Genomic DNA, 14366 nt, shown 5'->3' on the forward strand with positions numbered 1-14366 from the left:
GACCACCCCCATCAATTCCCCCGCCAGCCCCTTGGAGCTGATCCAGCCCGACATGCAGCGGGTGGACCAAGTCATCAGCGAACGCCTGACCACCGAGGTACCGCTGGTCCGGGAAGTTGCCCAGTACATCATCTCGGCGGGCGGCAAGCGCTTGCGCCCGGCCTTGCTGCTGCTGGTCAGCGGCGCGATCAACAGCCAGAACCCTCAGCGCCACACGCTGGCGGCCGTGGTGGAGTTCATTCACACCGCGACCCTGCTGCACGACGACGTGGTGGACGAGTCCACCTTGCGCCGGGGGCGCGAGACCGCCAACGAGCGGTTTGGCAATGCCGCCAGTGTGCTGGTGGGTGACTTTCTTTACTCCCGCGCCTTTCAGATGATGGTGGACATCAACGACATGCGCGTGATGCAGGTGCTGTCCGACGCCACCAACGTGATCGCCGAAGGCGAAGTGCTTCAACTCATGAACATGCACGACGCCACCATCGACGAGGCCGCGTACCTGCGCGTGATCCGCTCCAAAACGGCCAAGCTGTTCGAAGCCAGCGCCCGCTTGGCGCCCATCCTGGCGGGCGCGGATGCCCATACCGAGGCCCTGTGCGCGGAGTACGGGCAGGCCCTGGGCACCGCCTTTCAGGTGATCGATGACGTGCTCGACTACGAGGGCAGCGCAGACGAATTGGGCAAGAACCTGGGGGACGACCTGCGCGAAGGCAAGGTCACCCTGCCCATCATTTGCGCCCTGCGTTCCGGCTCCGAGGCGCAGAAGGCGCTGCTGCGTCAGGCCATCGAACAGGGCGACGTGGCGCACCTCGATGCCATCAGGGACATCATTCTTCAAACGGGTGCCCTGGATGCGGCTCGGGTCAGTGCACACGCGGAGGCCCAACGGGCGATCGAGGCCGCCAAGCAACTGCCGGTCAATGCCTACAGCGCAGCTTTGCTACAATTGGCGGCTGGCCTGCTTGAGCGACGATCTTGAGCAGCCACGGAAGGCCAACGGCCTTCAGACGATCGACCACTTTCGGTCCATCGGGGTGTAGCTTAGCCAGGTAGAGCGCTACGTTCGGGACGTAGAGGCCGGAGGTTCGAATCCTCTCACCCCGACCAGTTTCCCCCTTTCAGACATTGCCGTTCAGACCGGGCCAACGACCGGCCGGTCGGATTTCGCGTCCTCGATACAACGGCCAGCGGGGGAATCCGCATTTCCGACACAAGTTGCCTCAATAATGGCGGGCAAGTCCTTGATTTACGATAAATAGAAATCTATGGCGTCCGTCGAAACCGTCCCCCAGGAGACCCCGTCCATGGCCTTGCCAGGCCTGGGCCGTGCGCTCGTGTCTGCGGGGAAGCTTGGCCAGAAGGCGGCTGAAGATCTTTATCGCAAAGCACAAAGCGGCCGCTCCAGCTTCATCGCAGAGCTGACCGGCTCAGGGGCTGTGTCCGCTTCGGATCTGGCCCACACCATGTCGGTGGCTTTTGCCGCGCCACTGCTCGATCTGGACGCGATCGACGTGCAACGCCTGCCCGCCGGCCTGCTCGATCCCAAGATCTGCAGCGACTACCGCATCGTCGTCCTGAGCAAACGCAACAACCGCTTGATGGTGGCCACGGCCGATCCAGCCGACCAACAGGCCGCCGAGAAGATCAAGTTCGCGACCCAGATGGGCGTGGACTGGGTGATTGCCGAGTACGACAAGCTCAGCAAACTGGTGGAGACCCAGACCACCAGCGTCAACGACACGATGGACAACATCATCGGTGGCGAGTTCGAGTTCGACGAGGCGGCCACCGAGACGAGTGTGAGCGACGTGACCGACAAGGCGTCGGAGGTCGACGACGCGCCCGTGGTCAAGTTCCTGCACAAGATGCTGATCGACGCATTCAACATGCGGGCATCCGACTTGCACTTTGAGCCTTACGAGCACAACTACCGGGTCCGTTTTCGGGTGGACGGCGAACTGCGTGAAATTGCGTCGCCGCCGATCGTGATCAAGGACAAGCTGGCGTCGCGGATCAAGGTGATCTCCCGCATGGACATCTCGGAGAAACGTGTGCCCCAGGACGGGCGCATGAAACTCAAGATCGGACCGGACCGCGTGATCGACTTTCGGGTCAGCACCCTGCCCACCTTGTTCGGCGAGAAGATCGTGATCCGTATTCTGGACCCGAGCAGCGCCAAGGTCGGCATCGATGCCCTAGGCTACGAACCCGAGGAAAAAGAGCGGCTGTTGAACGCGATCAGCCGGCCATACGGCATGGTGCTGGTCACCGGCCCCACGGGGTCGGGGAAAACTGTGTCGCTGTACACCTGCCTGAACATCCTGAACAAGCCAGGCATCAACATTTCCACGGCGGAAGATCCGTCGGAAATCAACCTGCCGGGTGTCAATCAGGTCAACGTCAACGAGAAGGCGGGCCTGACCTTCGCGGCGGCCCTCAAGGCATTTCTGCGCCAGGATCCCGACGTGATCATGGTGGGTGAGATTCGCGATCTCGAAACGGCTGACATCTCGATCAAGGCCGCACAAACCGGTCACATGGTGCTGTCCACCCTGCACACGAACGACGCGCCGACCACACTGACGCGGATGATGAACATGGGCATTCCCACGTTCAACATCGCCTCCAGCGTGATCCTGATCACCGCCCAGCGGCTGGCCCGCCGCCTGTGCGCCACCTGCAAGGCGCCGCTGGACGTACCGCGCAAGGCCCTGGTGGACGCAGGATTCAAGCCGGAAGACCTTGATGGCACCTGGACGCCCTACAAGCCCGTGGGGTGCTCGGCCTGCAACAACGGCTACAAGGGCCGCGTCGGCATCTACCAGGTGATGCCCATTTCGGAAGAAATCCAACGCATCATCCTGCGTGGTGGCAGCGCGCTCGACATTGCCCAGCAGGCCGGCAAGGAGGGCGTTCGCACGCTGCGCGAATCGGGTCTGCTCAAGGTGAAGCTGGGCATGACTTCGCTGGAAGAAGTGCTCAGCGTGACCAACGAGTGATGCAGTTCCAGACACAAGGCTCAGAGGGATAGAGGGACACCATGGCAACCGCAGTATCCAAGAACGTCAAGGACGCCGTCTTCGAGTGGGAGGGCAAAGACCGCAACGGCAAGACCGTGCGTGGAGAAACACGGGCCGCGGGAGAAAACCAGGTATTGGCTGCGCTGCGGCGCCAGGGCATCGTGCCCGGCAAGGTCAAGAAGCGCCGCATGAGTTCGGGCAAGCGCATCAAGCCCAAGGACATTGCCATCTTCACGCGCCAGCTGGCCACCATGATGAAAGCCGGTGTGCCCCTGCTCCAGGCGTTCGACATCGTCGGCCGGGGCAACGCCAACCCCAGCGTCACCAAGCTGCTCAACGACATCCGCACCGATGTGGAAACCGGCACTTCGCTGAGTTCGGCGTTTCGCAAACACCCGCTGTACTTTGACAGCCTGTACTGCAACCTCGTGGAAGCCGGTGAAGCCGCAGGTATTCTGGAGGAGTTGCTGGACCGCCTGGCCACTTACATGGAGAAGACCGAGGCGCTCAAGTCCAAGATCAAGTCGGCGCTGATGTACCCGATCGCCGTGATCATCGTGGCCTTCGTGGTGGTGACCATCATCATGATCTTCGTGATCCCCTCGTTCAAGGAGGTGTTCTCCTCCTTCGGCGCCGATCTGCCCGCGCCGACCCTGTTCGTGATCGCGATAAGCGAGTTCTTCACCGAGTACTGGTGGTTGATCTTTGGCGTCCTCGGTGGCGGCTTCTACTTTTTCATGCAGGCCTGGCGGCGCAATGAGAAGGTGCAGCGGTTCATGGACCGCCTGCTGCTCAAGCTGCCGATCTTTGGTCCATTGATCGAAAAATCGGTCATCGCCCGCTGGACGCGCACGCTGGCGACAATGTTCGCGGCGGGCGTGCCCCTGGTGGAAGCGCTGGACTCGGTGGGTGGTGCATCGGGCAACTCGGTCTACGCCATCGCCACCGAACGGATCCAGCAGGAGGTGTCGACCGGCACCAGCCTGACCAACGCCATGACCAATGCCAACATCTTCCCATCCATGGTGCTGCAGATGTGCGCCATCGGTGAGGAGTCGGGCTCCATCGACCACATGCTGGGCAAGGCCGCCGACTTCTATGAAGCCGAGGTCGACGACATGGTGGCGGGCATCTCCAGCCTGATGGAGCCCATCATCATCGTTGTGCTGGGGACCGTCATTGGCGGTATCGTGGTGTCGATGTACCTTCCCATCTTCAAGCTGGGCCAGGTGGTTTGATGCTGGCGGAAGCGGGCGTGCCGGGCGCGGCGCTGCTGGGCTTGCTCGGCTTGTTGGTGGGCAGCTTTCTCAATGTGGTGATTCACCGCCTGCCCAAGATGATGGAACTGCGCTGGGCGGCCGAATGCGCGGATCTTCAGAACACGGTAGAGAATCCGGCAGCGGCCTCACCAGAAGCTGAAACATTCAACCTGATGGTGCCGCGCTCGCGCTGCCCGCATTGCGGACATCAGATCCGCTGGTTCGAGAACATCCCGGTGTTCAGCTACCTCGCGTTGCGCGGCCAATGCAGCCAGTGCAACGCGCCGATCAGCGCACGCTATCCGGCGGTAGAGTTGACGGCCGCGGTCCTGTTCGCCTGGTGCGGGTGGCAATGGGGGCTGGGCTGGGAGGCCCTGGCCTGGTGCGGCTTTTCTGCGGCGGTGCTAGCACTCGCGTGCATCGACTGGGACACCACGCTGCTGCCCGACGACATCACCCTTCCCTTGCTGTGGGCCGGCCTGTGCGCAGCAGGTCTGCGACTGACAGACACCGCGCTCCCGGACGCTCTCTGGGGGGCTGTGGCAGGCTACCTGTCGCTCTGGCTGGTGTACTGGGCCTTCAAGCTGATCACGGGCAAGGAAGGCATGGGCTACGGTGACTTCAAGCTCTTCGCCGCCTTCGGCGCGTGGTTCGGCTGGCAAGCGTTGATCCCGGTGATCCTGATGGCCTCGGTGATCGGTGCCGTGGTGGGCATCGCCATCAAACTCAAAGGCAACCTGCGCGAGGGAGGCTATGTGCCTTTCGGCCCCTTCCTGGCATTGGCCGGCTTGACCTCGATGGTCTTTGGCCCTTCGGCCATTCTGGCCGCCATCGGCCTGTGAGCCAGACGCCTCACAGGCCGCCCCTGCGGCTGGGACTCACCGGTGGCATTGGCAGTGGCAAGAGCACGCTGGCGCGCCTGCTGCAGGCCCGTGGCGCCGGTGTGATCGATGCCGACGCCATCTCCCGCCGCAGCACCGAAGCCGGCGGCGCCGCGATGCCCGCCATCGCACACACCTTTGGCCCGGCATTCCTGGCTCCAGATGGCGCCCTCGACCGGCAGCGCATGCGCGATCACGTGTTCGCACACCCCGAAGCCCGCCACACGTTGGAGCACATCATCCATCCGCTGGTGGGCGCGGAAATCCAGCGCCAGGCCCAGGCATCGGCCTCTGCCTGTCTGGTGTTCGATGTGCCTCTGCTCGTCGAGTCCCCACGCTGGCGGCCTCAGCTGGACCGCGTGCTGGTGGTCGACTGCTCGCCCACCACGCAGATCCGCCGCGTGAACGCTCGCAGTGGATGGGACGCCACCACCACCGAAGCCGTGATGCGCAACCAGAGTCCGCGTGCCTTGCGCCTGGCCGCGGCCGACCTCGTGGTCTTCAACGACGCCGACGACCTGGCCCTGCTGGAGCGCGCCGCTGAGGCCCTGGCCAAGCGGTTCGGGCTATGATGAACCCCCACCCGCCGCTCCGTCCCGCGACCGCCCCGCTGCCGTGATCCTGTACGACTACCCCTTCAACGAACGCATTCGCACCTACCTGCGGCTTGAACAGCTGTTTCGTCGCATGGTGGAACTGGTGCCCCGCAGCCACCCGCTGGATCACCACTATGCGATCCAGACCATCTTCGAGATCATGGACGTGGCGGCCCGGGCCGACATGAAGTCGGATGTGCTCAAGGATCTGGACCGGCACAAGCAGCAACTCATCGGTTTTCGCGGCAATCCGATGATCGCGGAGCAGGCCCTGGAAGAGGTCATCCAGAAGCTGGAAGACTGCTTCACGCAACTGAGCGAAATGACCGGCAAGACCGGCCAGGCCCTGACTGAGAACGACTGGCTGATGAGCATCCGCAGCCGCATCGGCATTCCAGGCGGCACCTGCGAGTTTGATCTGCCCGGCTACTACCACTGGCAGCACCGGAGCGCGGAGGAACGCCGGGCCGATCTGCATCGCTGGTCGGTACCGCTGGCGCCCTTGGCCGAGTCCATCGTGCAGTTGCTCAAGATGCTGCGCGAATCGGGTTCGGCCCAGAAGGTGGTCGCGCCGGGTGGCCAGTTCCAGCTGACCCTGCCGCAGGGCCGCAGCTTCCAGCTGCTGCGCTTGCGCATCGACCCGTCCACGGGGCTCATCCCCGAAATCAGCGGCAACCGGCTGATGCTGTCGGTGCGCCTGATGCGCCACGGCGAAGACGACCGCCTGCATCCAGCGCAGGAGGACGCCGCGTTTGAACTGACCCTGTGCGCCTGAGGTCGGCCGTGAGCGACAAAGCCACCCACACATCCGTCAGAACCGTCCGCTGCCCGAATTGCGGCGGGCCCAGCATCTACGCGCCGAGCAACGCGTACCGTCCGTTCTGCAGCGAGCGCTGCAAGCAGATGGATCTGGGTGCCTGGGCGAACGAGGAATTCGGCCTGCCGGAAAAGGAAGGTCAGAGCGACCCCGGCTTCGAACAAAGCTGAAACCGCCTCCCGCGGTTCAGCAGACCGACCTCAAACCGTCTGTTCGGCCGCCAGCCATTCCAGCACAGGCACGGTACCGGCCAGCACAGGGGCACACGACACCGGCAGGGTTTGCCAGCCAAACTGCTGGCCTTCGCGCATCTGCAGCTCACCGGTCCAGTCGCGCACCTTGCAGAAATGCAGCCGCACCAGTCCATGCGGGTAGTCCACCATCGACACTTTCCAGATGTGCGCGGTGCCGATGGTCAGGCCGATCTCTTCCTGAAGTTCGCGCCGCAGCGCCTGCTCCACGGTTTCACCCGCCTCCAGCTTGCCGCCCGGAAACTCCCAGTACCCAGCATACACCTTGCCCGGTGGACGGGATGTCAGCAGGAAAGCACCATCGGGAGCGATCAGCACGCCAACGGCCACGTCCACCACGGGCCGATCGGCAGGACGCGGCGCGTCCTGGTCGGCATCGACCACCAACACCGGCGCGCTCATGCCTGGATGGCGTGGGTGCCCGCGTAGTCGCGCGCGAACTGGTAGGCCACCCGACCGCTGCGCGAACCGCGCTCCAGTGCCCAGACCAGTGCCAAGGGCCGCGCCGCCGCAATGTCAGCGGCAGGCACACCCATCGAGCTGAGCCACTGCGCGACGATGGTGAGGTACTCGTCTTGGCTAAACGGGTAGAAGCTCACCCAGAGGCCGAAGCGCTCCGACAGGGAAATCTTTTCCTCCACCACCTCGCCCGGGTGCACCTCGCCATCCGCCGTGTGCGTGTAGGTGAGGTTTTCCTTCATGTACTCGGGCAGCAGGTGGCGGCGGTTGCTGGTGGCATAGATCAGCACGTTGGGGCTCGCGGCCGAAACCGAGCCATCCAGGATGGACTTGAGCGCCTTGTAGCCTGGCTCGCCATCCTCGAAACTGAGGTCGTCGCAGAACACGATGAAACGCTCCGGCCGCTCAGCCACCACTTCGACGATGTCGGGCAAATCCACCAGGTCGGACTTGTCCACCTCGATCAGCCGCAGGCCTTGCGGCGCGTATTCGTTAAGGCAGGCGCGCACCAGCGAGGACTTGCCGGTACCGCGCGCACCGGTCAACAACACGTTATTGGCCGGCAGCCCCTGCACGAACTGCAGGGTGTTGCGCTGGATTTTTTCCTTCTGCCCGTCGATCTCCTGCAGATCGTCCAGGCGCATCGCACCCACGTGTCGCACCGGCTCCAGCACGCCATGGCCGCTGCTGCGCTTGCGGTAACGCCAGGCCACGGCGGCGGCCCAGTCGGGCGCCGACATGGGCTGCGGCAGCACCGCCTCGATCCGGGTGATGAGCTGCTCGGCGCGCTGCAGCAGGCGTTCGAAGTGCTCGTTCATGACCGGTAGTCGGCGTTGATGGTCACGTACTCGTGGCTGAAGTCGCAGGTCCACACGGTCTCGCTCGCCGTACCCCGGCCCAGCCCGATTCGCACCAGGATCTCGGCTTGCTTCATGACACGCTGGCCGTCCTCTTCCTTGTAGGCCGGGTGGCGCCCACCGGCGCTGACCACATGCACGTCACCAAGGTGCAGATCGATGCCGTTGACATCCAGGTCGTGAATGCCCGCGTAGCCCACCGCTGCCAGGATGCGGCCCAGGTTCGGGTCGCTGGCGAAGAACGCCGTCTTCACCAGGGGCGAGTGAGCGACCGCGTACGCGGCCAGCAGACATTCCGAGGCGTCGCGGCCACCGTCCACCTGCACGGTGATGAACTTGGTGGCGCCTTCGCCGTCGCGCACGATGGCATGCGCCAACTGCCGCGCCACCGGGGTGAGTGCCGCCAGCAGCGCACGCCCTGCGAGGCTCTCCAGATCGGTGATGGGTGTGTTGCCCGCCCGCCCGGTGGCCACCACGACAAAGGAGTCGTTGGTGCTGGTGTCGCCGTCCACGGTGACGCGGTTGAAGGAAGCATCGGCCAGGCGGCGCGCCAGCGCATTCATCAGCTCGGGCGCGACGGCGGCGTCCGTGGCCAGGAAACCCAGCATGGTGGCCATATTGGGCCGGATCATGCCCGCGCCCTTGGCAATGCCGGTGGCGCTGAGGGTCCGCCCGTCCAGCTCGAAGCGCTGGCTGAAGGCCTTGGGCAAGGTGTCGGTGGTCATGATGCCCTGAGCCGCGGAGAGCCATTGCGCGCCGCCCTCGGTCTGAGGCTGTGCCGCGTCAGCCAGCGCCAGCGGCAGGCCGGCCAGCAGACGGTCCAGCGGCAGCGGCTCCATGATCACGCCCGTCGAGAACGGCAGCACCTGTTCGTGGTGCAGACCGAGCGAGCGCGCCAGCGCGGTGCAGGTCTGGCGTGCGTTGGCCAGGCCCGGTTCACCGGTGCCGGCGTTCGCGTTTCCGGTGTTGATCACCAGCGCGCGGATCGACTGCCCGGACGCCAGGTGGTCCCGGCACACCTGAATCGGTGCGGCCGCATAGCGGTTCTGCGTGAACACCGCGCCCACGGCGCAGCCTTCATCGAGCAGGAACACCGTGAGGTCTTTGCGGTTGGCCTTGCGGATACCCGCCTGCGCCACACCGATGCGCACACCCGCGACGGGCAGCAGATCGGTGGCCAAGGGGGCGTTGAGTTGAACAGGCATGTGAACTCCGTGGATGTACCGTGATGTCCGACGGCCGCGCGACGGCGGGCACCCTGGGGGGCCGCCCTCACGCCACCGTCAGTCCAGCTTGCCGTGGCAGTGCTTGTATTTCTTGCCGCTGCCACAGGGGCAGGGATCGTTGCGCCCCACGCGCGGCACGTCGCCCGCAGGGCGCGCGGCCGCGGCAATGGCCGCATCGGCGATGGTCTCGGCCTCGCCCGTTTCGGTCGGGGCGGTGTAGGTCACGTTGGCGATCTGCTCGGCGCGCTCTTCCAGCCGCTCGGCCGCCTCGGCCATCTGTTCGGCCGATTGCACGCGCACGTTCATGAGCACGCGGGTGACGTCGTTTTTGACGCTGTCGAGCAGTTGGCCGAACAGCATGAAAGCCTCGCGCTTGTACTCCTGTTTCGGCTGCTTCTGCGCATAGCCCCGCAGGTGGATGCCCTGACGCAGGTAGTCCAGGGCCGAGAGGTGTTCGCGCCATTGGCTGTCGATGGTCTGAAGGAGCACCACGCGCTCGAACTGGGTGAAGTTCTCCTCGCCCACCAGCGCCACCTTGCCCTCGAAGACCGTCTTGGCCGCCGCCTGCACGCGCTCGACGATTTCCTCGACATCGATGGCTTCCGCATCGGCCACCCAGCTGGACACGGGCGCTTCCACGGCCCATTCCTCGCGCAGCACACGCTCGAGCGTGGGCAGGTCCCATTGCTCTTCCACACTGCCCTCGGGCACGTACTGGTGCACCAGGTCGGTGAAGCAGCCTTCACGCAAGGCATCGATCTGCGCGCGCAGCGAGGTGGCGTCCAGAATGTCGTTGCGCTGCTGGTAGATCACCTTGCGCTGGTCGTTGGAAACGTCGTCGTACTCCAGTAGCTGCTTGCGGATGTCGAAGTTGCGCGCCTCGACCTTGCGCTGCGCGCTCTCGATGCTGCGTGTGACGATGCCGGCTTCGATCGCCTCGCCCTCGGGCATCTTCAGGCGGTCCATGATCGCGCGCACGCGGTCGCCCGCGAAGATGCGCATGAGCGAGTCGTCCAGGCTCAGATAGAAACGCGAGGAGCCAGGGTCGCCCTGGCGGCCCGAACGGCCGCGCAGCTGGTTGTCGATGCGGCGCGATTCGTGGCGCTCGGTCGCGATGATGCGCAGACCGCCCAGCGCCTTGACCTTCTCGTGGTCCTGTTGCCATTGCTGGCGGATCGTCTCGATGCGGGCCGCCTTGGTCGCGTCGTCGAGTGACTCGTCGTTCTGCACCGCATCGACCATCTTCTCGAGGTTGCCGCCGAGCACGATGTCGGTACCGCGACCGGCCATGTTGGTGGCGATGGTGATCGCGCCAGGCCGGCCGGCCTGGATGATGATGTCGGCCTCACGGGCGTGCTGCTTGGCGTTGAGCACCTCGTGCGGCAGCTTTTCGGCCTGCAGCAGGCTGGCGATGATCTCGGAGTTCTCGATCGACGAAGTGCCCACCAGCACCGGCTGGCCGCGCTCGTGGCACTCGCGGATGTCCTCGATCGCCGCGACGTACTTTTCCTTGGTGGTCTTGTAGACCCGGTCCAGCTGGTCGTTGCGCTTGCTCGGCCGGTTGGGCGGGATCACCACCGTCTCCAGGCCATAGATCTCCTGGAATTCGTAGGCCTCGGTGTCGGCCGTGCCGGTCATGCCCGAGAGTTTGCTGTAGAGACGGAAATAGTTCTGGAAGGTGATGGATGCCAGCGTCTGGTTCTCTGGCTGGATGGCCACGCCTTCCTTCGCTTCCACGGCCTGGTGCAGACCGTCGCTCCAGCGGCGGCCCGACATCAGGCGGCCCGTGAACTCGTCGACGATGACGATCTCGCCGTTCTGGTTCACATAGTGCTGATCGCGGTGGTAGAGGTGGTGCGCCTTCAGCGAGGTCACCAGGTGGTGCAGCAGCGCGATGTTGGCGGGGTCGTACAGCGAAGCCCCTTCGGGCAACAGGCCGGCCCGGCTCAGCAGGCGCTCGGCATTCTCATGGCCCTGCTCGGTCATGTGGATGGAATGCGCCTTCTCGTCCACGGTGAAGTCGCCGGGTTTGATCACCCCTTCACCCGTGCGCGGATCGGCCTCGCCCTCCTGTCGCACCAGGTGGGGCACCAGCTGCTTGATCGCCAGGTAGACCTGGGTCTGGTCTTCGGCCTGGCCACTGATGATCAGGGGTGTGCGGGCCTCGTCGATCAGGATGGAATCCACCTCGTCCACGATCGCGTAGTTCAGGCCCCGTTGCACGCGGTCGGCGGCCTCGTAGACCATGTTGTCGCGCAGGTAGTCGAAGCCGTATTCGTTGTTGGTGCCGTAAGTAATGTCGGCGCGGTAGGCGGCCTGCTTGTCCTCGCGCGGCGCCTGAGGCAGGTTGATGCCCACGGTCAGGCCGAGGAAGTTGTACAGCCGGCCCATCCACTGGGCATCGCGGCTGGCCAGGTAGTCGTTGACGGTGACGACGTGAACACCCTTGCCGGTCAGTGCGTTGAGATAGACCGGCAGCGTGGCGGTCAGCGTCTTGCCTTCGCCGGTGCGCATCTCGGCCACCTTGCCATGGTGCAGCGCCAGGCCCCCCATCAGTTGCACGTCGAAGTGGCGCATTTTCATGACGCGCTTGCTCGCTTCGCGCACCACGGCAAACGCCTCGGGCAACAAGGCCTCCAGGGCTTCGCCCTGGGCGATGCGTTGCTTGAACGCCTCTGTCTGCGCCTTCAACTCGTCGTCGCTGAGCTGCTCGAACTTCGACTCCAGTCCATTGATGCGCTCCACCGTCTTGCGATAGGTCTTCAGAAGACGGTCATTGCGGCTACCAAAGATTTTGGTGAGGAAGTTTGTGGCCATACGTGCGGGCCTGCGCCGGACACCCTGTGGATTCCGGGCAGGCAATTGGAGGTAGGAGGGCTCTCGCGAACCCGGGAGAGCAAACGACGGGAAACTACCCGTGATGTGCCGACGGACGCAGGGCTTTCAAGAGCAAAGCGCGCATTTTACCCGCCGCACCTGCCCCGCGCTCAGGGCCTGCGGGGTCCGGGCCCTGTGGCCTTGGCCACGGCCATGTTTTCGCCCGCGGCCAGGAAGCGCTGCGGATCCTGGGGCACGCCCGAGACCCAGACTTCGAAGTGCAGATGCGGCCCGGTGGAGCGTCCCGTGGAGCCCACTTCCGCGATCTTCTGGCCCCGCTTCACGATATCGCCCTTCTTGACCAGCACCTTCGAGGCGTGGGCATAGCGGGTGATGAGGTCGTTGCCATGGTCCACTTCCACCATGTTGCCGTAGGCAGGGTGGTATTCCTGCACCACCACCATCCCGCCCGCGGCGGCCAGGATGGGGGTGCCCGGATCGGACGGGAAATCCAGGCCCGTGTGCAGGGCGGAGCGCCCGGTGATGGGGTCGATGCGAAAGCCAAACGGCGACCCCACCTGCACGCCCGCCACCGGTTGCTCGGTCGGCACCATCGTGCGCTGGATCTTCTGGTCGAACAGGCGCGACTCCACCACCGTCAACCAGTCCACCCTCGAACCGCTGGTCTGGTCGATCCGCTCCAGCGCACCCATCAATTCGTCCATGCTCAGGTCACGCCCCCCCACCAGCGCGCCGCCGGCACCCGGCTTGGGCTTGAACTCCGCCGGGCTCAGGCCCGCCAGGCCTGCGACCCGCTCACCCAGCGAGTCGATCTGCACCATGCGCGCCTGCATTTCGCCCAGCTTGCGGGCCATGGCGTCGAGGTTGGCGCGCATGTAGGCGTTCTGGGTATTGGCTTCGTCCTGGTGCACCAACCGCGCCACCGGCGCAAACCCGGGCCAGCCCTGGCGCACCCCCTCCAGAAACACCCAGTGGTACGTGGTGATCGCCCCCAGCATCAGCAGCACCGACGCGAGCACGCCGACACCGACGAGCTTGAGTCCACTGAGGTGCATGGCGCGGCTCTTGGCCAGCCAGGCGTCCGTGATAATGATGTGCACTGCTCTACCTTTCCAGGCTGCCCAGATTCAACCAGGCCACCTTCATCGCATGTCTACCGCCCCCCGATCCCACAACACCATGCTCAGCCTGGAGCAGGCCGTGGGAGCTGCGCCCACGCTCGCCGCGCTGCAGGAGCGCATCCGGGAGTCCCGTTGGTGCCTGGATCAGGTGCAACACCTGATCCCCGCCAGCTTGCGTCCGCATGTGCTGGCCGGCCCCTTGCAAGATCAGGAGTGGTGCCTGCTGGTGGCCAGTTCCGCCGCGTCGACCAAACTGCGCCATTTGCTGCCTTCGCTGCAACTGGCTTTGACCCAAAGGGGTGCGCAGGTTAACGCAATCCGCATCAAAGTCCAAACGCCGGGACGATGAGCGCGCCCTGAGCCTGCGCGGGCGGTGCCTGGTGCCGCTTGTCTGACTCGAACAGACGACCTATCGCTTACAAGGCGATTGCTCTACCAACTGAGCTAAAGCGGCGGGTTGAACGAAAAATTCTACTTGACGCGCTTGAGCTGGGGCCTGCCGCCCGGCCGACCAGGGCCTGCCGGTGGATCGGGCAGATCACCCGACGCGGGCGCGCCATCGCTGGGAACGGACCGCAGCGGGCCACGGGCGGGACCGTCGGAGGCCTCTTCGACACCCGAAGGTGCATCGGGCACCACAGCGGCGTCCACGGCGGGCCGGGAGGAAACGGCCGCCGCGGGCGGCGCTGGAAAGGCCATGCCTTGGCCGTTCTCGCGCGCATAAATGGCGATCACATGGCTGATCGGCACAATGATCTCGCGCGCCACCCCGCCGAACCGGGCCTTGAATTCGATGAATTCATTGCCCAGCTTGAGCGAGCTGGTGGCTTCCATGCTCACGTTGAGCACGATCTCACCGTTCTTCACGAACTCCATGGGCACCCGCACCGACGCATCGACCTGGACGGCGATGTAGGGCGAGAACCCATTGTCGGCACACCATTCGTGCAAGGCACGGATCAGGTACGGCCGCGTGGAGGGGATTTCCGGTTCGAAGGTACTCATGAAGTTTCTGGCTTGGTCCCCTGCGGGACCGCG

The 14366-nt window shown here is 64.7% G+C and carries 14 protein-coding genes and 2 tRNA genes; 9 read left to right on the forward strand and 7 right to left on the reverse strand.

What is annotated here, in order from left to right; translation table 11 throughout:
* Nucleotides 1-10: 10 nt before the first annotated feature.
* The 8 genes from AC3WPZ_RS15680 (at nucleotide 11) to AC3WPZ_RS15715 (ending at nucleotide 6746) form a co-directional block, all read left to right on the forward strand.
* Nucleotides 11-982 (forward strand): polyprenyl synthetase family protein, encoded by a 972-nt coding sequence (locus AC3WPZ_RS15680; RefSeq protein WP_492440503.1) that lies wholly within the window; start codon nucleotides 11-13, stop codon nucleotides 980-982.
* Between the two features lie 51 nt (nucleotides 983-1033).
* Nucleotides 1034-1110 (forward strand) — tRNA-Pro (locus tag AC3WPZ_RS15685).
* Between the two features lie 158 nt (nucleotides 1111-1268).
* A complete protein-coding gene (pilB, locus tag AC3WPZ_RS15690) occupies nucleotides 1269-3002 on the forward strand; it encodes a type IV-A pilus assembly ATPase PilB (RefSeq protein WP_382161347.1) in 1734 nt (577 codons plus the stop codon).
* A 41-nt stretch (nucleotides 3003-3043) separates the two neighbouring features.
* Nucleotides 3044-4261, forward strand: a complete 1218-nt coding sequence (locus tag AC3WPZ_RS15695; RefSeq protein ID WP_291121454.1) for a type II secretion system F family protein — start codon at nucleotides 3044-3046, stop codon at nucleotides 4259-4261.
* Nucleotides 4261-5124 carry a prepilin peptidase gene (locus tag AC3WPZ_RS15700; protein ID WP_492432984.1) on the forward strand — a complete coding sequence of 288 codons (864 nt, stop codon included), beginning with the start codon at nucleotides 4261-4263 and terminating at the stop codon, nucleotides 5122-5124. The genes AC3WPZ_RS15695 and AC3WPZ_RS15700 overlap by 1 nt, the downstream gene beginning before the upstream one ends.
* The gene (coaE, locus tag AC3WPZ_RS15705) at nucleotides 5121-5735 is read left to right on the forward strand and encodes a dephospho-CoA kinase (RefSeq protein WP_382323374.1); all 615 of its coding nucleotides are present in this window, start codon (nucleotides 5121-5123) and stop codon (nucleotides 5733-5735) included. Before AC3WPZ_RS15700 ends, coaE begins: the two co-directional genes overlap by 4 nt.
* 43 nt (nucleotides 5736-5778) lie before the next feature.
* Nucleotides 5779-6534 (forward strand): cell division protein ZapD, encoded by a 756-nt coding sequence (gene zapD, locus AC3WPZ_RS15710; RefSeq protein WP_291121446.1) that lies wholly within the window; start codon nucleotides 5779-5781, stop codon nucleotides 6532-6534.
* 8 nt (nucleotides 6535-6542) lie between these two features.
* Nucleotides 6543-6746, forward strand: coding sequence for a DNA gyrase inhibitor YacG (locus tag AC3WPZ_RS15715; protein WP_382323373.1), 204 nt, complete (start codon nucleotides 6543-6545; stop codon nucleotides 6744-6746).
* Between the two features lie 30 nt (nucleotides 6747-6776).
* On the opposite strand, the gene AC3WPZ_RS15720 is transcribed toward AC3WPZ_RS15715, so the two are convergent.
* The 5 genes from AC3WPZ_RS15720 to AC3WPZ_RS15740 form a co-directional block, all read right to left on the reverse strand.
* On the reverse strand, nucleotides 6777-7229 hold the full coding sequence (locus AC3WPZ_RS15720; RefSeq protein ID WP_382323372.1) for an NUDIX domain-containing protein: 453 nt from the start codon (nucleotides 7227-7229) through the stop codon (nucleotides 6777-6779).
* Nucleotides 7226-8104 (reverse strand): ATP-binding protein, encoded by an 879-nt coding sequence (locus AC3WPZ_RS15725; protein WP_382161360.1) that lies wholly within the window; start codon nucleotides 8102-8104, stop codon nucleotides 7226-7228. The genes AC3WPZ_RS15720 and AC3WPZ_RS15725 overlap by 4 nt, the downstream gene beginning before the upstream one ends.
* A complete protein-coding gene (gene argJ, locus AC3WPZ_RS15730; protein WP_444688432.1) occupies nucleotides 8101-9348 on the reverse strand; it encodes a bifunctional glutamate N-acetyltransferase/amino-acid acetyltransferase ArgJ in 1248 nt (415 codons plus the stop codon). Before argJ ends, AC3WPZ_RS15725 begins: the two co-directional genes overlap by 4 nt.
* A gap of 78 nt (nucleotides 9349-9426) precedes the next feature.
* Nucleotides 9427-12186, reverse strand: coding sequence for a preprotein translocase subunit SecA (gene secA, locus AC3WPZ_RS15735; RefSeq protein WP_492440474.1), 2760 nt, complete (start codon nucleotides 12184-12186; stop codon nucleotides 9427-9429).
* Between the two features lie 170 nt (nucleotides 12187-12356).
* The gene (locus AC3WPZ_RS15740) at nucleotides 12357-13307 is read right to left on the reverse strand and encodes a M23 family metallopeptidase (protein ID WP_444688434.1); all 951 of its coding nucleotides are present in this window, start codon (nucleotides 13305-13307) and stop codon (nucleotides 12357-12359) included.
* A 49-nt stretch (nucleotides 13308-13356) separates the two neighbouring features.
* On the opposite strand from AC3WPZ_RS15740, the gene AC3WPZ_RS15745 reads away from it, so the two are divergent.
* The gene (locus AC3WPZ_RS15745; protein WP_492440476.1) at nucleotides 13357-13677 is read left to right on the forward strand and encodes a DciA family protein; all 321 of its coding nucleotides are present in this window, start codon (nucleotides 13357-13359) and stop codon (nucleotides 13675-13677) included.
* Nucleotides 13678-13706: 29 nt separating this feature from the next.
* On the opposite strand, the gene AC3WPZ_RS15750 is transcribed toward AC3WPZ_RS15745, so the two are convergent.
* Nucleotides 13707-13782, reverse strand: a tRNA-Thr gene (locus AC3WPZ_RS15750).
* Between the two features lie 17 nt (nucleotides 13783-13799).
* Entirely contained in the window at nucleotides 13800-14333 is a 534-nt protein-coding gene (locus AC3WPZ_RS15755; protein WP_492432976.1) for a ClpXP protease specificity-enhancing factor, read from the reverse strand.
* Nucleotides 14334-14366: the final 33 nt, after the last annotated feature.

It is taken from the genome of Hydrogenophaga sp. FW305-3-2-15-A-LB1 (genome assembly GCF_058787875.1).